This window comes from Curtobacterium sp. MCBD17_032 (assembly GCF_003234855.1).
Lineage (GTDB): Bacteria > Actinomycetota > Actinomycetes > Actinomycetales > Microbacteriaceae > Curtobacterium.
Map to the genome: position 1 here is coordinate 17,151 of NZ_QKTO01000005.1, position 17,711 is coordinate 34,861.

Sequence of the window (17,711 nt, forward strand, 5' to 3'; positions counted from 1 at the left end):
GGGGCCCGTCCCTGCAGGGCCGGTCCCCGCAGGGCCGGTCCCCGCCGGGTCCGTCTCCGCAGGTCCCGTTCCCGCGGAACCCGTCAGCACGAGTCCCGTCGACCCGGAGGACCATGTCCAGCCCCGTCCCGAACCACGGTGCCGCGAGCCCCGTCCGCCTCGGCGTCATCGTCCCCGAGTGGAACGAAGCGCGCCTGGTCCCCGACCTGCTCGACGCGCTCCGCGAGCAGGTCGACCCGGACTTCACCGTCGTCGTCTGCGACAACGGATCGTCCGACGGGACCGCGCGCATCGTGGCCGACCACGTCCGACGCCATCGTCTGCCCTGGCAGGTCGTCGTCGAGCCCCGGAAGGGCACGGGTGCCGCGGCCGACACCGCCGCCCGCGCCGCGATCGCCGCCGGGTGCACCCACCTCGTCCGGACCGACGCCGACTGCGTCCCGGCGCCGGACTGGACCGCCGCGGTCAAGCGCGTGTTCGCCGAGACGGACCACCTGTTCTTCGGCGGGCTGACGCTGCCGCGGCGTGACGACATCCCGGTCGGACCGCTGCGCTACCGGTTCCTGTGCGCCGTCAACGAGATGGCGATCTGGTGCGGTCGGCTCCTGCCGGAGAACCGGGGCCGCCAGTACCGCGGTCCCTACGTGATGGTCGCCGGGAACAACCTGGCCATCACCAGCGCGCTCTACGAGCAGGTGGGCGGGTTCCCCCGGACGGCCATCGAGGAGACGCACGAGGACCGCGACCTGACGAACGCGGTCCGGCGGGTGACGGACCGGTACGGGCTGCACCGCGAGATGGTCGTCACGATGTCCGTCCGCCGGATCGCGGTGTGGGGCATCGTCCGGTCGCTCGCCTGGTACGCCGGGCACCGGTACCGCCCGCAGACCACCGGCTCCGTGGACGTCCGACCGTGACCCGCCTCGACGCCCGTGCTGCGCGCCGCGCCACCCGGGAGGACCGCCGCGTCGTCCTGCACGCGCACCGCGCCGGCTACCTGGCCCTCCGCGGCATCACCCGGCTCGGCCGGGTCGTGCGGGTCCCCGGCCTCGGGGTCGTCGTCAGCGACGCCGCGCGCATGCGGGAGATCCTCCTCGACCCCGGCACGTACTCGAAGGTCGGGCCGGGAGGCTCGGACCGGCTCTGGACGCCCATCATCGGCCCGAGGGGGCTGCTCAACATGGACGGCGCGGAGCACGCGCACCTGCGCCGGAAGCTCACCCCCCTGTTCTCGCAGAAGTTCCTCCGCAGCATCGTCGACGAGGTGCTCACCCCGGAGATGGACGGGTTCGTGGCCGCCGTGGCCCGCCACGAGGACGTCGACGTCGTCACGGTCATCGAACGTGCGGCGGCGCTCATCATCTGTCGGCTCACCGGGTACCCGGAGGACGACGCCGCTGCGCAGCTGGCCCGGGCGCGGGAGATCCTGGGGTTCGTCACCCTGACGACGAAGTCGTTCACGGACGCCCAGCTCGCCGTGATCCACGAGAAGCTCGCCGTCCTCAACGCGAGCACCCGGACCGCCTACCGGGCAGCGGCTCCCGGGACGGTGCCGGCGCTCATGCGCGCCGAGGGGATCACCGAAGACGACACCGTCGCGGTCGTCACCGCGATGATCGTCGCCGGGACGGAGACGATCGTCAGCTTCGCCCCGCGCTTCACGAACCTGGTCGTCGAGTCCGGCCACCTCGACCACCTGGCCCGGCACCCCGAGGACGTCCCGGCCGCCGTCGCGGAGGCGATGCGGGTGACCGTCCCGTCGCCCGTCATGATCCGGAGCGTCCTCCGCGACGACCGCGTGGCCGGTGTCCGGGTCCGCGCCGGGGAGCGGATCATCCTCGCGAACATCTTCGCCTGTGCCCGCGCCGGCGACTTCGACCCGTCCCGCCCCGTCCCGAAGGAGATGCGGCAGCTGTGGTTCGGTGCCGGCGCACACTTCTGCATCGGGATGCCGCTGGCGACGCTCGAGGCCGAGGTGTTCGCCACGGCGCTCGCCCGGGCAGCCGAGGCCGGCCGGATCGGCGTCCGAGCGCGGGTGCGGAAGCAGCGCACGATGGCGGCGTCCTACAGTCGGCTCGTCATCCGGGCGGAGCGTCCGGCGTGACGAGCACCGTCGCCGTCACCGGCGGGAGCGGGTTCATCGGCGGCCGGGTCATCGCGGCGCTCAAGCGGGAGGGGCACCACGTCGTCGACGTCGGGCGTCGTCCCGGACGCGGCGGTGCCGACGAGCACGTCCACGTCGACCTCGCAGCCGGTCGAGCGCGGGCACCACGGCTCGGCGACGTGCCGCTCGTCCACTGCGCGGCGGAGGTGCGCGACGGGTTCGACCGGGGCATGTTCGACCGGAACACCCGGATCATGGACTCCGCGCTCGCCCTCGCCACGGGCAGGGTCGTCCACGTCAGTTCGTCGTCGGTGTACGACCTCGCACGCCCCTCGGTCCACGCGCACCCGGGCGAGGCGACGGGCCACTACCGGTGGTTCGGCACGTACGGCGAGTCGAAGCTCGCCAACGAGGGGCAGCTCGTGGCGGCGGGGCGCGCCTCCGCGGTCATCCTCAGGCCGCACGCCGTCTACGGCACCGGCGACACGACCCTGCTCCCCCGGGTGCTGCGCGCGTCGCGACACGGCGTGCTCCCGCTCCCCCTCGGCGGCCGGGCACCCCACGCGCTCACCTGGGTGGACAACCTCGCCGCCGCCGTCCTCGCCGCACTCCGCGCCGACGTCGACGGCACACACGCGGTGAACGTCACCGACGACGACCCGGTCCCCATCGGGGACGCCCTCCGGGCCGTCGTCGGCCGGCCGCTCCGGGTGCTGCACGTGCCGATGCGGACGGCACGCCACGTCGCCGCGGTCACCCGGGGGCGGTCGGGCATCTCCCCGTACTCGGTCCGGCAGCTGGGACTCGAGCGGACCTACGACGTGGGTCCGACGGCCGCGCTCCTCGGCTGGGTGCCCGAGCCGGGGACACGCGCCCGACTCACGGCCCTCGGTTCGGTCCGTCGCGTGACCGAGCGGCTCAGGCCGGGTTCGACCTGAGGAGCCGGGTCACCGCGATCATCGCGCCGCCCACCACCGCCGGGATCCCGCCGCCGGGGTGCACCGACGCGCCGACCCGCCACAGCCAGGGCCGCCAGGGGTCGTTGTACGAGGGCCGGTGGAACGGTCCGCTCTGCCACGGCGGTCGCGCCGCTCCGTAGAGCGCACCGTGTGGCTCCCCGCCGCTGGCGTAGTAGCCGGGGTCGAGCACGGTCTGCTCGTCGAGGAGGTCGGTGAGAGGTCGGTCGAGCCCCATCGCCCGCGACACGCGGTCGACCTCGCGCCGCACGAAGGGGTGCTCGGTCGTGTAGTGCCCACCGTCGGCGGGCGCGGTGAGCAGGACGCCGACGGTGCTGCGGGTGTTCGGGTACACCTCGCCCGCGCGGTACTGGTTGACGAACACCATCGTGTCCGCCGGCTCGTCGCCCGCCTCGAGGCTGCGGTACAGCGCAGCGGGCTTCGTCGGCAGGACGACACCGTGCGTCGGGAAGTCCGCCGGCAGCTCCTCCCGCAGCACGCCGTACACCGCGACGGCCGAGCAGGAGAGCACGCGGGGCCGCAGCCGGGGCAGCGTCGGCATCCGCGACGGCCCCGTCAGCGTGCCGAGCCGGTCGGCGTCCACCCCGCTGACGACGAGGTCGGCCTCGTGGCGGCCGGTCTCGGTGGTGACCGCTCCGCGGTCGATGTGGGTGACCGCCTCACCGGTGCGCACCTCGACCCCGGCGGCCTCGGCCAGGCGGCCCAGCGCGAGCACGATCTCGTACACTCCGCCACGCGGCACCCAGGCCCCGGTCTTCGCCATGATCGCCGGCATGCTCGCGTAGAGGGCGGGGGTGCGCGCGGGCGAGACGCCCGCGTTGAGGGTGTGGATGGCGATGATCTCGCGCAGCCCGTCCGGCAACCAGGGCAGGCTGTCGAGGTACGCGCGCGTGGTGAGGCGCGAGCCGTAGACGGTCAACAGGCGGCGGAGCGCCGGAAGTGCGGCTCGGTCGAGGGGGTCGGCGAGCAACAGCTCGGTGACGTCGTCGGCGAGGGGCGCGTGCAGGTCGGAGAACCGGCGCCAGGCGGGGTACCAGGGGTGGTCCGGCGCCACCGGCAGCGAGGTCACCTCGCCGTCGTGGTGGTAGCGGCCCACCTCGGACATCCGCACCAGGTCGAGGTGGCCGTCGTCGCGGGTCCGGTCGGAGGCCCGTCCAGCGCCGCCGAGTCGCCGCAGCAGCTCGTCCCACACCGCCGGGAACGTCACGAGCGAGGGGCCGGTGTCGACACGCTCCTCGCCGAGGTGGATCCGACGGCTCTTGCCGCCGAGCTCGGTCGAGGCCTCGAGCAGGGTGACGCGGTGACCCGCGTGCGCGAGCAATGCGGCGGCGGTGAGTCCACCGATCCCGCCGCCGACCACGACGATGCGGCTCACGGGGTACCTCCCAGCACGATCGAGACCATGAGCAGCACGCCGGCGAACGAGCCCGCGATGTACGGGAACGCGACCGACAGGCGGTAGAGGCGGTGTCCGGTCTCGGGTGTCGGATCGCGCAGCAGGCACACCACGAGGATGCCCGCGATCAGGAGGTTGACCGCAGCCACGGGCACGCTCACCACGGCGAACAGCGCCGTCGAGACGATCCACCACGACCCGCTCCACACGGCCGTCCCGCGCGGGCCGAGTCGCACCGCCGTGGTGGTGATGCCCGCGTCACGGTCCTCCACGATGTCCTGGACAGCGTCGAACGCGTGCTTGGCGACGCTCCAGGCCATCAGCCCGAGGGCGGCGGGCCACACCGGGGGCACCGCGAGGGCCGCGGGCACGATGACCAGCGGGAGTGCGTAGGCCGCGTTGCTCAGCGAGTCGAGGAACGGCCGCGCCTTGAAGCGCAGCGGCGGTGCGGAGTAGAAGACGAAGACGCCCACGTAGAGCAGGATCGCGGCGTTCGCGAGCGGCGGCAGCGCGAGGAGGAAGAAGACGAGGAACGGGACGTTGACGACGGCGACGGCCCACGCGATGAGCCGCACCTCCGACTGCCGGATGCGCGCGCCCTCGATGGAGCCCTTGCGCGGGTTCGCCGCATCCGTGTCCTGGTCGTAGATGTCGTTGACGCCGTAGATGAGCAGGTTGAACGGCAGGGTCAGCCACAGGATGACCGGCAGCGCCCGCAGGTCGAACAGTGCGCCGGTGAGCCACACGGCCACGAGACCGGAGCCGATGGTGTTGATCCACAGCACCGGGCGCGAGATGAGCACGAGGCGACGCACGGCCAGACCCAGCCCGGACGGCACGGTGCGCGATGTCAGCTCACCACTGTCGGTCACGACTCCGAGCCTACGCGGCTCGCGTCGTCGCCGGGCACCGGCTTCCGGGCCACACTGGGTGGATGCGCCTGATGCTGCTCACCGCCGGGACCCGGGGTGACGTGGAGCCCTTCGCAGCCCTGGCGCGTTCCGCCGCGTCCCGGGGCCATGACGTCCGGCTCGCCCTGCCCGACGACGCCGATGCGCCCGACGGGACGGACACCGTGGCGCTCGGTCTCGACGTGCAGCGCATGCTCTCCCCGACTGCTCGCAGCCCGTGGGCGCTCGCACGGCACCTGCACGCCGAGGTGCGGCCCGCGATGCGACGGATGTTCGCCGCCGCGGTGCGGGAGACCGTCGCCTTCAGGCCCGACGTCGTCGTGCACCACCCGCTCGTCCTCAGCGCTCCGATGGTGGCGGACGCGCTCGGTGTGCCCCGCGTGCTGGTGGAGTTCGCGCCGGTGGCCACGCCGAGCGAGCACTTCCCCGCCGCCGGCGGTCCCACGGCCACCCACGACCTCGGCCCGCGCAACCGGTTCACGTACGCGGTGCCGCGTGCCGCCGCGCGGCTCTTCGGCGCCGACGTGGCGCGCGCCGCTGCCGAGCTCCCCGGCGGTCGTCCCGACCGGCGGACGCCGTCGCGGGCGACGCTCATGGCCGTGAGCCCGGCACTGCTGCCACGGCCGGACGACTGGCCTGAGCGGGTGCACCAGACGGGGGCCTGGTACGCGGAGGGTCCGGCGGTGCCTCCCGACCCCGCCGTCGGCGCCTTCCTGCGGTCCGGCCCCACCGTCGTCGCCTCGTTCGGCTCGATGGCGACGGGGGACGCCTCCGCACGGGGTGCCGCGGTCGTGACGGCCGCCCGTGCCCACGGCCTGCGGGTGCTGCTCGTCACCGGGTGGGGCGGGCTCGCGCTGCCGGCGGAGTGCCGCGGACCCGACGTGTTGGCGGTCCGGTCGGTGCCGTTCGACACGGTGCTGCCGGGTGCGGCGCTCGCGGTGCACCACGGCGGAGCCGGCACCGCGCACGCCGTCGCGCGGGCCGGCGTGCCCGCCGTCGTCGTGCCCGTCACCGCCGACCAGCCGTTCTGGGCCGCTCAGCTGCACCGGCGGGGTGTGGCCGCCGCTCCGGTCCCCCTGCGACGTCTGTCCGCCGGCACCCTCGCACCCGCGATGCGTGACGCTCTGTCCCGGCGGGCGCGGGCGGCCGGGGTCGGCCGGCTCATGCGCCAGGAGCCCGGGGTCCGTGGAGCGCTCGACGTGCTCGAGTCGCTCTGATCCGTCGGGCCTCCGGACGGTCCGCCCGGCGGGGATCTCCTAGGTCAGCACGACCTTCGCGGCGACGAGCACGTCGTGCAGGTCGGGGCGGAGCGCCTCCTGCGACGACGTGTGCACCTTCACGATGAGCGCTGCCCCGGGCTTCGCGAACGCGCGCGCGACCGTCGCCGACCACGATCCGTCGGACGACTGCCCGGCGATCGACAGGAACTGCGCCGTGCCACCGGTCATCGTCGGCAGGAGCTGCTCCTCCAACTGCTCGGCCGGCAGTCCCGCTGCGGTGAACAGCTGCTCGGTGGCGGCACGGTCGCCGACGGACGGGTCGAGGTCGGTGATCCGCTGCTGCGTGATCGTCGCGACCGAGCCGTCCGTGTTCGTGTACTCGCGGGACCCCGTGCCCGGGTCCTCGCCGGTCTGCTCCCACCCGTCGAGTGCGGAGACCTCGAGACCGAACGCGGGCAGGCTGCTCGCGGAGAGGGCGGCGCCGTCCTCGAAGGTGAGGTCGGTGGGCGCTGCTGCCTCGGCCGCCGGGGTCGACGTCGGCGAGGCGGACGCAGCTGACGGTGCCGCGGACGCCGACCGGTCGATGCCGGGCACGGTCTTCCCGCTCGCGGCGCAGCCGGACAGTGCGACGGCGACGAGCACCGCGGTCGTTCCCGCGGCGGTGATCCTGGACGTGATGGACATGCGGTTCCCCCTTGTCGCCCGCCGTGCGCCCCGTGCACCGGCGGATCCGCGTCCCAGCGTACGGGGCCGCGGCGGAAGCGGTGCGGGACCCCGCTCTCCTGATCGACCAGGAACAGCGGGGTCCCGCCGACGAGCGTCAGCGCTTCAGGTTCGTGAGCTCCTGCAGCACCTCGTCCGAGGTGGTGATGATGCGCGCGTTCGCCTGGAACCCGCGCTGCGCGACGATGAGGTTCGTGAACTCCTGCGACAGGTCGACGTTCGACATCTCGAGCGTGCCCGCGGCGAGTGAGCCGACGCCCGCGGACCCCGGGACGCCGACGGTCGCCTGGCCGGAGTTCGCGGTCGCCCGGTAGCCCGAGGCCCCGGTCTTCTCGAGGCCGGCCGGGTTGGCGAAGGTGGCGAGTGCGATCCGGCCGACGGCGAGCGAGGAGCCGTTCGAGAAGGTGCCCATGACGGTGCCGTCCTTCGAGATCGAGTAGCTCTGCAGCGACCCCGCCTCGTGACCGTTCTGCGACGAGATCGACGCGGTGTTGAGCGCGGCGAAGCCGGTGAGCTGCCCCATGTCGACCGCGATGCCACCGACCTGCAGCGTCGCGCCGCGGGTGATCTTGCCGTCGGTGCCGAAGGCGATGGTCCCGGTGGCCGAGGTGCCCTGCCCGTTCGAGGCCGCGACCGACCAACCGGTCGCCGTCTTCGTGTAGGCGAGCGACAGGGTGTGCTTCGTCCCGTACTCGTCGAACACGGTCGCGTCGCGGTTGAGGGTCTCCCCTACCGCGGTGTCGGAGGGCAGGTTGCCGGACACCGTCGCGGCGCTCGTCGCGGTGGCGGGCGCGGCGGCCTGCAGCGGCAGGGTGATGTCGGTGAGCTGACCGCCGTCGTTGACGACACCGTTCGTGGCCGAGTAACCCTGCACGATCTTGCCGTCCGCGGTGACGAGCCGACCGTCGGCGTCGAAGTCGAACGCGCCGGCGCGGCTGTAGACGGTGTCGTTGCCGAGGCGGGTGACGAAGAAGCCGTCGCCCGAGATCATCAGGTCGGTGGCCTTGCCGGTGGCCTGCGCCGAGCCCTGGGCGAAGTTCGTCGAGACGCCGGCGACCTGGACGCCGAGGCCGATCTGGGCGGGGTTCGTGCCGCCGATGCCGGTCTGCGGGCCACCGGCACCCTGGGTCATCTGGGAGAGGGTGTCCTGGAACACGGTCGTGGAGGTCTTGAAGCCGACGGTGTTGACGTTGGCGATGTTGTTGCCGGTGACGTCGAGCATCTGCTGGTGCGAGCGGAGGCCGGAGATGCCGGAGTAGAGCGAGCGGAGCATGGTGCGTCCCTTCGTGGACGAGGAAGCGGAGGGGGAGGGAGGGTCAGGAGCCGGAGGCGGTGGAGATACCGGAGATCACGTCGAGATCGACCTCCTTCCCGTTCACGGTCACGGTCGGCACGCTCTCGGCGTAGGAGACCGCGGTCGCGGTCCCGGTGACGGCCTTGCCCGAGGTGGCGTCGGTGTAGCTGACCTGCTTGCCGACGAGGTTCGCGGCGGCGATGCGCATCTGCAACGAGAAGTTCTCGTTCGCCGTCGTGGTCTGGTTGGTGATCTGCTCCATCATCGCGAGCTGCGTCTGCTGGCTGATCATCTGGTTCGTGTCCATCGGCGACGACGGGTCCTGGTTGCGGAGCTGCGTCACGAGGAGCTTCATGAAGACCTCGGAGTCCATCGTCTGCGACCGCGAGGACGCCGTGTCGGCCGCGAGGGCGGCGGCCTGCGTGGCGGCGTCCACGGAGCCGGTGATCCCGTCGAGTGGCATGTCGTGTTCCTTGTCGTGGTGGCCGGTCAGGCGAGGACGTCGAGTCCCGCGGTGCGGACGGTGGTCGAGGCGGACGGGTGGTCTGCGGCGGTGGTGAGGCGGGCCTCCCGGCCGAGGTGCCGCGGGTCGGCCCGCAGGGCGTCCGGACCGGCGCCCCGACGACCGTCCCGGGCACCGGCGTCCGCCCGGTCGCCGCCCGGCTGGTTCTGCGCGGACAGGTCGAGCGTCGTGCCACCCGCGGCCTCGCGGCGGAGGTCCGGCAGGATCTGTCGGACCGCGTCGCGTCCCGCGTCCGAGGCGGCGAAGAGCTCGACGTGCATGCCGTGCCCGGTGACGTGGGCGCGGACCGTGACGGGTCCGAGCGCGTCCGGCGTGAGCTGGACGGTCACGACGTGCTGCCCCGGGCCGGCAGCCGCGAGCGTGAACAGCGGGCGGGCGAGCTGCTGGGTCAGGGGCGGCGCGGCCGGGGTGGTACCGGCGGCCGGCGCGACGGATGTCGTCCCCGCGCTCGTGGTGGCGGTCGGCGCGACGAGCACGACCGGTGCGTCCTGACCGATGGCCGGGAGGCCCGTCCCGCCCTGGTCGGTGCCTGGTGCGACCGCGACGTGGCCGGGTCGGACGGTGCCCGCTCCGGCCGTTCCGTCGGGTGCGGTCCGGGGCAGGGCGGTGGCCGTCGGCGCGGTCTCGCCGGAGGTACGGCCGGCTGCGGTCGGGACGAGCAGGGCCGTGCCGTCCGGCCCGGTGCCGGGCGCGAGGGTGCCCGTCTGCGCCGTGCCGGCCGCCGCCGGCGCGCTGGCCGCACCGACCACTCCGGCCTGGGAGGAGACCGGATCGGGAGCGGCCGGCGACCGGGTGCCGGCCGTGGCGGTCGCTGTGCCCGTCCCACCGACGGTCTCCTGCGCCGGGCCCCGGTCCTCCGAGGACGGGGCCGTGCGGTTGCCGGACGGCGGGAGTGCGCCGGCCGTCCCGGTCGGGACCGCCGCGGTGACGACGACCGGCACGGTGCCGACGGGGGCGTCAGCGGGCGCGACGGCACCGGTCGCGTCGGCACCGGTGGCGCCAGTCGCGCCGGTCGCGCCGGTCGGCAGGACGCCAGCGGCGTCGCCCTCGGTGGCCGTCGGGTCGCCGTCGGCGACCTCGCCCGCGGTCGGACCGGACAGCGCGGCCGGTGCGTCGGGTCCGTCGGGTTGGTCGGGTCCGAATGTGGTCGTCGCGCCGGACGCCGCGGCCCCGCTCGACATGATCGGCAGGGTGACACCGGCGCCGACCGCGGTGGCGTCCACGGAGGCCGAGACCACGACGGGAGACGCCTCGGTCCCGTCCGCGCCGGCCGTCGTCGCGGTGTAGCCGTCGGCCGACCTGCCCGCCGCGGAGCCCGCCGTGTCCGCGGTCGCACTTCGGTCGACCGCAGGACCGGTCGCGGTGCGGCCACCCGCCGGACCGATCCCGCCGCGGTCGTCAGCCGGACCGGTCGCGCTGCGGTCGCCCGCCGCGGCGGGTCCGGCGACAGCGAGCTGCGCCGCAGCCGCGGTGAGCGCCAGCCCGAACCCAGCGGCTGCGTCGGGGTCGCCGACGCCCGGCCCGCGGGACACGACGGACCCTCGGACGACGGCCGACGGCTGCGCGGTCACGGCGTTCACGCGGCGCTCCCGGCGAGGAGCGACTGCAGCGCCGCGGTCTGCAGGTCCTTCGCACTCGTCGCTCCGGCTGCACGGGCCGTCGAGGTGACCGTCGCGGCGGAGGCGGTCGCCGCCTCCTGGGCGGACGGCACGATCCGACGGATGGTGGCGATGTCGCTCTCCTTGTACCAGTTGTCGACGATGCGGACGTCCTTGCCCGGCCGCGGTGCGTGCAGGACCTTCCCGTCGCCGAGGTAGATGACGATGTGTCCCTCGCCCTTCGGGATGATGAGGTCGCCGGGGCGTGCCTGTGCGAGCGACGGCACGGCGACGCCCATGTCGGCCTGGTCCGGCACGACGCGGGGCATGCTGACGCCGAGGTCCTTGAACACGGTCTGCACGAGTCCGGAGCAGTCCATGCCGGCGCGGGTCTCGCCGCCGAACACGTAGGGGACGCCGAGGTACTGCTTCGCGGCGGCGACGACGTCGTCCCCGGTCGCACCACTGCCGGTCGCGATCGTGCCGTGCCCGGCGTCGACGGAGGTCGCGGGCGCAGCCGTCGACGCACCCGCGCTCGCGGCGGCTGCCGACGGAGCGGAGGCACCGGCCGCGGTCCCGGCGCCGGTGCCCGTCCCGGTCGCGGTGGCGAGCGCGTCGGCGAAGGCGGACGACGAGGCGGCGGCCGACCCGGCGGCGGTCGGCACCGTGGTGCCGCCCTGCAGCGTCTCGATCCGGCTGCAGATCTCACTGATCCGCGAGAGCACGGCGTCGATGCTCATCGGTGTCCCCCTTCGGTGCGACGGCGCGCGGCGATCTCGTCGAGCGCGGATTGTTCGGCGCGCAGGTCCTCGGCGGCGACACGGCTGGTGTGGTGTCCCTCGAGCTTCTCCAGCCCGAGGGCGGACCGGCGTGCGGCGTTGTAGGTCTCCTGCGCCCGCTCGGCGTCGGCGCGGCGGGAACGGACGACGGCGTCGAGTTCCTCGAGCATCCCCCGGGTCGCGGCACGGGCCGACGCGACGGCGCTGAGCGTCGCTGCGTCGGTCACCGTCTGCGGCTCGTCGTCGAGGGTGCGGCGTGCGGCCATCCGGGCGTCGGCGGCGTCGCGGACCCGTCCGTTCGCGTCGGCGAGGGACGCTGCGGCACGGTCCTGTTCGGCGTGGCGGAGGCGGAGGAGCCCGGCGAGCGGGAACCGGCGCGCCATCAGGACACGCTCCCGGACACGCCGAGCGTGCGGACGAGACCGGCCAGACGCTCCCAGGACCCGGCGGCGGTGACCTGCTCGGCCATGCCCTGTCGCAGGAACCCGTCGATGGCGTCCTGGTGGTCGACGGCCGCGTCGACGAGCGGGTTCGTCCCGCGCTGGTACGCACCGACGTCGAGCAGGTCCTGCGCGCTGCGGCGGGCGGCCATCACCTTCCGCAGGGCGGTGGCCACGGCTCGCTGCTCGGGCGTCGTCACCTTCGAGGCGACCCGCGAGATCGACCCGAGGGCGTCGACGGACGGGAAGTGCCCGGTGACCGCGAGCTTGCGGTCGAGCACGACGTGCCCGTCCAGGATGCTGCGGGCGGCGTCCGCGATCGGCTCGTTGTGGTCGTCCCCGTCGACGAGCACGGTGTACAGCCCGGTGACGCTGCCGACCCGGTCGGTCCCGGCGCGCTCGAGCAGCCCCGCGAGCACGGAGAACGTCGACGGCGGGTAGCCCCGGGTGGCCGGCGGTTCCCCGACCGAGAGCCCGATCTCGCGCTGCGCCATCGCGACGCGCGTGAGCGAGTCCATCATGAGCACGACGTCCTGGCCGGCGTCCCGGAACGCCTCGGCGATCCGGGTCGCGACGAAGGCCGCCCGCAGGCGCATGAGCGCCGGCTCGTCGGAGGTCGACACGACGACGATCGACCGCGCGAGCCCCGCCGCGCCGAGGTCGTCCTCGAGGAACTCGCGTACCTCGCGGCCGCGCTCGCCGACGAGGGCGATCACGTTCACGGCGGCGTCGCTCCCCCGCGCGATCATCGACAGCAGCGAGGACTTGCCGACGCCGGAGCCCGCGAAGAGCCCCATGCGCTGCCCGCGGCCGACCGTCGTGAGCGTGTCGAGCACCCGGACGCCGAGCTGCAGCGGGGTGTCGATCCGGGTCCGGGCCATCGCGTTCGGCGTGTCGTGGTCGAGCGGCACCCACGCGTCGGCGTCGAGCGGACCGCGGTCGTCGATCGGCCGGCCGAGTCCGTCGAGCACCCGACCGAACAGGCCGGTCCCGGTCGGCACGAGGACGGGCTGACCGGTCGACCGGGCCGGGGTGCCCGCGGTGATGCCGGTGAGCCGGCCGAGCGGCATGCAGCGGACCCCGGACGCGTCGGTCGCGACGACCTCGACGGCGGTCTGCTCGGCACCCTCGGCCCCGACCGTGACGACCTCGCCGACGCGCGCGTCGAGCCCGGCGATCGTCAGGCCGAGACCGACCGCGCTCGTCACCGTCCCGACGCGCTGCGGGCGCGCCGCGGCGACGGCGGCGTCGAGGCCGCGCGGCCGGAGCAGGGTGGTCGTCGTCACCGGAGCACCCCCAGCGCGGCACGGGCACGGGCGAGCGCGGCGGCGATGCGGGCGTCGAGGACGCCGTCGGGCAGGTCGACCACCGCGTCGCCGTCGCGCAGCGTGGGGTCCGCGACGACCGGGACGGGCAGGGACACGTCGGCGAGCACGGCCGCGTCGGCCGGGCTGAGCCGCACCGCCGTCGCGACCGGCGCGTCCGCGGCCGCGAGGGCGCGTCGGACGGTCTCCTCGGCGGAGGCGGCGCGGCGACCGGTCGGACCGCTGCCGTCACCCTCCGGACGGGAGGCCCGGATCGCCGACCCGACGACGGCCTCCGCCAGGTCGACGGCCGCGCTGGCGACCGAGTCCTCGGCGGACGCGAGCACCGGCGCGACCCGGGCCTGCAGCGCCGCTGCGGCGCGGTCGAGGACCGCGACCCGCTCGGCGACGACGGCGTCGAGCGCTGCGATCCGGGCGTCGTGCTCGGCGACGAGCCGCGCGCGGAGCGCGTCCGTCTCGGCCTGGGCGGCGCGGAGGCCGGCGGCGTAGCCGGCAGCGTGTCCGCGGACGTCGGCGCTCGCGGCACGCCGGGTGCGTGCCGCGTCCGTGATGACCGGGAACGCGACCGGGGCGAAGGCGTCAGTCAACGAGCTCGTCCTCCTCGGCGCGGTGCACCGTGATGACGCCCTGGGCCTCGAGTTCGCGGACGGAGCGGACGACCTCGGCGCGGGCCTCCTCGACCTGCGACACCCGGACCGGGCCCATCGACTGGACCTCGTCGTCCAGGAGCTCGCGGTTGCGCTCGGACACGTTCGCGCGGATGGTCTCGACGACGGCGACGGGAGCGCCCTTCATCGCGGTGGCGAGGATCTTCGAGTCGATGCCGCGCAGGACCTGCTGGATGTCTCGCGACTCGAGCTTCACGATGTCCTCGAAGGTGAGCATGCGCGAACGGATGTCCTCAGCGAGTTCCGGGTCACGGGCCTCCAGGCCATCGAGCACGGCCTTCTCGGTCGCGACGTCGGAGCGGTTGATGATCTCGACGAGCGGCGCGATGCCGCCGACGACCTCGACGCTCTCGCGCGGCGAGACCACCGCACCGGCGCGCGCCCGCAGGACGCCGGCGACGATGCCCACCGACTCCGGGGTGGCGGTGCCCATGGTGGCGAACGCCTGCGCGACGTCGGTGCGGACCCGCTCGTCGAAGCCGGCGAGCACCGCGCTGGCCTGCCCGGCCTTCAGGTGCGCGAGGACCAGCGCGATGGTCTGCGGCAGCTCGCCCTCGAGCAGGGCGATCACCTGCCCGGGTTCGGCGTCGTCGAGGAACTCGAACGACTGGCCGGCCAGGTTGGACGCGAGGCGGTCCATCACGCCGGCGGCGCGCTCGGCACCGAAGGACGCCTCGAGCAGCCCGAGCGCGGTCTCCTTGCCGCCACGGCGGCCGGTGCGGCCGGTGCGGGTCAGCCGGTGGAACTCGCTCAGGGTGCGGTCCACGGTCTCGTCGTCGACGCGGCGCATGCGGACGATCTCGGCGGAGATCTCCTCGGCCTCGAGCTCGGAGAACTGCTTCATCACCTCGGCGGCGCGCTCGGTCTCCATCTGCATGAGGATGAGCGCCACCTTCTGCGCACCGGTCAGCTGCCGGTCGGTGCCGGGCGCGGGGACGACGGCGCTCACACCGGTGCCCGGTCGTCGAGCAGCCCGCGGAGGAGCTCGGCGGTGCGCTTCGGGTCGCGCTCGGCGAGGGCGGCGATGTCCTGACGGCGACGTTCGGCCGTGATCTCGTCGGTGGTGAGCACCTCGGTCGGGGCGTCCTCGACCGGCAGGGCCTGCAGCGCCACGGTCGGGGCGTCGCCGGCGTCGAGGCCGGTCCGGTGCTCGGCCGGTTCGACGGCGAGCGGCAACTGGAAGGCGTCGCCGAACGCGTCGAGCTCGCCGATGTCGACCTGCTCGCGCTGCTGCCGGCGGCTGCGGCGGGCGAGGAACACCATCACCGCGATGACCGCGAGGACGATGCCGACGACGATGCCCGCCGTGCGGATCGCCGACCACAGCGCCTCCTGCTCGTCGGCCTGCTGCTGCGCCTCGAGCGCCTTCGCGGCGTCGTCCGCGGCGCTCGTGTCGAAGTCCATCATCGCGACCTCGACGCGGTCTCCCCGCGTCCCGTCGACCCCTGCTGCGTTCGCCACCAAGTCGTTGATGCTCTGCAGGTTGACGCCCTGCACCGACGCCGCCTTGGAGTTGAGCGCGACCGAGATCGTCTGGCGGTCCATGGCGCCGGCCGGGATCTGCGTCGTCTCGGTCGTCTTGTCGACGGCGTTGTTCTTCGTCGCCGACTCGTTCTGGTAGCCGCCGTCCGTCCCGGCGCCGGCGGCGGTGTCGTTCGGCACGGCGATGTTGTCCGGCCCGAGCACGCCCGTGGCGTTCGCGCCGGCACCGGAGCCGGCGCCGTACTCCTCCTTGGTGGAGGACTCGTTGAGGGCGACCGGGCCGGTCGTCGGGGTCGTGTAGGACTCGGTCGTCCGGGTGCCGGAGTTGTCGCTCATCGTCGCGGAGACGACGACGCTCGCGTTGCCGGCGCCGAGCGTGGTGTCGAGCAGGTCCTGGATCTTCTTGCTCGTGGCGGCGTCGTAGTCAGCGGCCTGGTCGGAGCCCGAACCGGTCGCGCCGGTGCCGACGGCCGACAGGGTCTGGCCCTTCTGGTCGACCACGGAGACGTCGGTCGGCTGCATGCCCTCGACGGCCGCACTGGTCAAGTGCACGATCGCCTGGACCTGGTCGGAGCCGAGCTGCGCCCCGTTCTTCGTCGCGACGAACACCGACGCGGTCGGGTCCTTCTCCTCGTCGACGAACACGGACTTCTCCGGGATCGCGAGCTGCACGCTCGCGGTCTGCACGCCGTCCATCGCGGAGATCGTCTTGGCGAGCTCGCCCTCGATCGCCCGCTTGTACGTGACGTCCTGCTGGAACTCGGAGCTCGTCACGCCCATCGTGTCGAGGAGCGAGTACCCGCCCTCGTTCGACGACGGCAGCCCGTTCGACGCGGCCGCGAGCCGCTCCCCGTACACCTTGTCCTGTGGCACGAGGATCGTCGCACCGCCGTCGGTGAGCTGGTACGGCACCCCGTCGGTGGTGAGCTGGTCCGTGATCGAACTGGCGTCCGCCGCGGCGAGCCCGGTGAAGAGCGGCGCGTACGACGGCTTGCCGAGCCAGGACGCCAGCGCGACGCCCCCGAGCACGAGGGCAGCCACACCGATGACCGCGATGGTCCGCTGCGCGGCGGTGAACCCCTTGACGTACGCGCCGAGTCGGCCGAGCACGCCCTGCACCCCGGCGGGCATCAGGCCTGCATCCGCATGATCTCGTTGAACGCGTCGACGCCCTTGTTGCGGACGGCGGCGACGAGTTCGAGGGTGACCTGCGCACGGGTGGACGCGATCGTGGCGTCGTGGATGTCCTCGAGGTTCCCGGTGACGGCCTTGAGCGCGAGCGTCTTCGAGTCGCTCTGCAGCTGCTGCAGGCCGTCGACGGCGGAGCCGAGGCTCGCGGCGAAGCCGTCGCCGCTGTCGCTCGTGGTGCCGGACGCACGGGTCACGGCGTTCGTCATCGCGTTGGTGGTCACACCGTTCACGGCGTCGATGGGCATCAGTTCTTCCCGATCTGCAGTGCCGCCTCGTAGGCGGTCTTGGCACGGTCGACCACGGCGGCGTTCGCCTGGTAGCCGCGCTGGGCCATGATGAGGTCCGCCATCTGCGTGCCGAGGTCGATGTCCGGCATGCGGACGTACCCTTCGGCGTTCGCGAGCGGGTTGTCCGGGTCGTAGGTCACGCGACCGGCGGCACTGCCGAACGCGGCGCCCTTGACGTAGGCGCCGGAGACGCCGTTGCCCTCCTGGACCTCCACGTACCGGGCTTGGAACGCGGCGTCGTCCATCGACCGGACGGTGTTGACGTTCGCGATGTTGTCCGAGATCGCGTCGAGCCACTTCCGGTGCACGGTCATGCCGGTGCTCGCGATGCCGATCGCGTCGAACGTGGTCACGAGTTGGTCCGCATCGCCGTGCGGAGGCTGGTGGCCTCGCCGCCGACGGCCTGCGTGGCGAACTGGTACCGGAGCACGGTGTCGACGTTCGAGAGCGTCTCCTCGTCGAGGTTGACGTTGTTCCCGTTCGTGTTCGTCGGCTCGAGGCTCCGGGCGACGGACGGCGTCGTGTGGCCGTCCCCGTCGACGATGCTCTGCGCGAGCGCGTCCTCGAACCGGACCTTCTGCGCCCGGTACCCGGTCGTGTTGATGTTCGCGATGTTGTCCGCGATCACACGCTGGCGCATCGAGAGGCCGTCGAGCGCGCTCTGCAGCGCAGCCGACGTCACGGAATCGAACACGGAGGGGTCCCCTCGTCGGGCGTCGTCACGAGGGACGTCGCCGAAGCGGTGGTGGCCGATCCGTGGCCGGTTGTCGAGCGATCCGTGCTCGTGGTGGCC

Annotated in this window: 19 protein-coding genes; 4 read left to right on the forward strand and 15 right to left on the reverse strand. The window is 73.8% G+C overall.

The annotated features are described in order from the left end of the window. Positions 1-113: 113 nt before the first annotated feature. Genes DEI91_RS08920 through DEI91_RS08930 form a run of 3 tightly spaced genes read left to right on the forward strand, consistent with a single transcriptional unit; the run spans position 114 to position 3,042 of the window. Positions 114-917 carry a glycosyltransferase family A protein gene (locus DEI91_RS08920; protein WP_111051959.1) on the forward strand — a complete coding sequence of 268 codons (804 nt, stop codon included), beginning with the start codon at positions 114-116 and terminating at the stop codon, positions 915-917. Further along, on the forward strand, positions 914-2,104 hold the full coding sequence (locus DEI91_RS08925; RefSeq protein WP_111051960.1) for a cytochrome P450: 1,191 nt from the start codon (positions 914-916) through the stop codon (positions 2,102-2,104). Before DEI91_RS08920 ends, DEI91_RS08925 begins: the two co-directional genes overlap by 4 nt. Next, positions 2,101-3,042, forward strand: a complete 942-nt coding sequence (locus DEI91_RS08930; RefSeq protein ID WP_181439541.1) for an NAD(P)-dependent oxidoreductase — start codon at positions 2,101-2,103, stop codon at positions 3,040-3,042. The genes DEI91_RS08925 and DEI91_RS08930 overlap by 4 nt, the downstream gene beginning before the upstream one ends. Here DEI91_RS08930 and DEI91_RS08935 read toward each other — a convergent pair. Both DEI91_RS08935 and DEI91_RS08940 read right to left on the reverse strand, forming a co-directional pair. After that, positions 3,023-4,456, reverse strand: a complete 1,434-nt coding sequence (locus DEI91_RS08935) for an NAD(P)/FAD-dependent oxidoreductase (RefSeq protein ID WP_111051962.1) — start codon at positions 4,454-4,456, stop codon at positions 3,023-3,025. The genes DEI91_RS08930 and DEI91_RS08935 overlap by 20 nt on opposite strands. Then, positions 4,453-5,349, reverse strand: a complete 897-nt coding sequence (locus tag DEI91_RS08940) for a UbiA family prenyltransferase (RefSeq protein ID WP_111051963.1) — start codon at positions 5,347-5,349, stop codon at positions 4,453-4,455. The genes DEI91_RS08935 and DEI91_RS08940 overlap by 4 nt, the downstream gene beginning before the upstream one ends. Positions 5,350-5,411: 62 nt before the next feature. Here DEI91_RS08940 and DEI91_RS08945 point away from each other — a divergent pair, with 62 nt between their 5' ends. Further along, positions 5,412-6,605, forward strand: coding sequence for a glycosyltransferase (locus DEI91_RS08945; RefSeq protein ID WP_111051964.1), 1,194 nt, complete (start codon positions 5,412-5,414; stop codon positions 6,603-6,605). Positions 6,606-6,644: 39 nt separating this feature from the next. Here DEI91_RS08945 and DEI91_RS08950 read toward each other — a convergent pair whose 3' ends face one another. The 13 genes from DEI91_RS08950 to DEI91_RS09010 all read right to left on the reverse strand — a co-directional run bounded on the left by DEI91_RS08950 (position 6,645) and on the right by DEI91_RS09010 (position 17,612). Beyond that, entirely contained in the window at positions 6,645-7,292 is a 648-nt protein-coding gene (locus DEI91_RS08950; protein ID WP_146244245.1) for a hypothetical protein, read from the reverse strand. A gap of 136 nt (positions 7,293-7,428) precedes the next feature. Then, positions 7,429-8,604 carry a flagellar hook protein FlgE gene (locus DEI91_RS08955; protein ID WP_111051966.1) on the reverse strand — a complete coding sequence of 392 codons (1,176 nt, stop codon included), beginning with the start codon at positions 8,602-8,604 and terminating at the stop codon, positions 7,429-7,431. Between the two features lie 43 nt (positions 8,605-8,647). Next, positions 8,648-9,088 carry a flagellar hook assembly protein FlgD gene (locus DEI91_RS08960; RefSeq protein ID WP_111051967.1) on the reverse strand — a complete coding sequence of 147 codons (441 nt, stop codon included), beginning with the start codon at positions 9,086-9,088 and terminating at the stop codon, positions 8,648-8,650. A 26-nt stretch (positions 9,089-9,114) separates the two neighbouring features. Next, positions 9,115-10,728 carry a flagellar hook-length control protein FliK gene (locus DEI91_RS08965; protein ID WP_111051968.1) on the reverse strand — a complete coding sequence of 538 codons (1,614 nt, stop codon included), beginning with the start codon at positions 10,726-10,728 and terminating at the stop codon, positions 9,115-9,117. Continuing rightward, entirely contained in the window at positions 10,725-11,486 is a 762-nt protein-coding gene (locus tag DEI91_RS16835) for a C40 family peptidase (protein WP_111051969.1), read from the reverse strand. Before DEI91_RS16835 ends, DEI91_RS08965 begins: the two co-directional genes overlap by 4 nt. Continuing rightward, positions 11,483-11,908 (reverse strand): flagellar FliJ family protein, encoded by a 426-nt coding sequence (locus tag DEI91_RS08975; protein WP_111051970.1) that lies wholly within the window; start codon positions 11,906-11,908, stop codon positions 11,483-11,485. The genes DEI91_RS16835 and DEI91_RS08975 overlap by 4 nt, the downstream gene beginning before the upstream one ends. After that, positions 11,908-13,251, reverse strand: coding sequence for a FliI/YscN family ATPase (locus DEI91_RS08980; RefSeq protein WP_111051971.1), 1,344 nt, complete (start codon positions 13,249-13,251; stop codon positions 11,908-11,910). The genes DEI91_RS08975 and DEI91_RS08980 overlap by 1 nt, the downstream gene beginning before the upstream one ends. Next, on the reverse strand, positions 13,248-13,877 hold the full coding sequence (locus DEI91_RS08985; protein ID WP_111051972.1) for a hypothetical protein: 630 nt from the start codon (positions 13,875-13,877) through the stop codon (positions 13,248-13,250). Before DEI91_RS08985 ends, DEI91_RS08980 begins: the two co-directional genes overlap by 4 nt. After that, positions 13,870-14,907, reverse strand: a complete 1,038-nt coding sequence (gene fliG / locus DEI91_RS08990; RefSeq protein ID WP_111051973.1) for a flagellar motor switch protein FliG — start codon at positions 14,905-14,907, stop codon at positions 13,870-13,872. The genes DEI91_RS08985 and fliG overlap by 8 nt, the downstream gene beginning before the upstream one ends. Then, a complete protein-coding gene (fliF, locus tag DEI91_RS08995; RefSeq protein WP_111051974.1) occupies positions 14,904-16,571 on the reverse strand; it encodes a flagellar basal-body MS-ring/collar protein FliF in 1,668 nt (555 codons plus the stop codon). The genes fliG and fliF overlap by 4 nt, the downstream gene beginning before the upstream one ends. Next, on the reverse strand, positions 16,571-16,876 hold the full coding sequence (gene fliE, locus DEI91_RS09000; protein ID WP_111051975.1) for a flagellar hook-basal body complex protein FliE: 306 nt from the start codon (positions 16,874-16,876) through the stop codon (positions 16,571-16,573). Before fliE ends, fliF begins: the two co-directional genes overlap by 1 nt. Then, positions 16,876-17,271: a flagellar basal body rod protein FlgC gene (locus tag DEI91_RS09005; RefSeq protein WP_258371018.1), complete on the reverse strand. Its 396-nt coding sequence runs from the start codon at positions 17,269-17,271 to the stop codon at positions 16,876-16,878. The genes fliE and DEI91_RS09005 overlap by 1 nt, the downstream gene beginning before the upstream one ends. After that, positions 17,268-17,612: a flagellar basal body protein gene (locus tag DEI91_RS09010; protein WP_111051976.1), complete on the reverse strand. Its 345-nt coding sequence runs from the start codon at positions 17,610-17,612 to the stop codon at positions 17,268-17,270. The genes DEI91_RS09005 and DEI91_RS09010 overlap by 4 nt, the downstream gene beginning before the upstream one ends. Between the last annotated feature and the right edge of the window lie 99 nt (positions 17,613-17,711).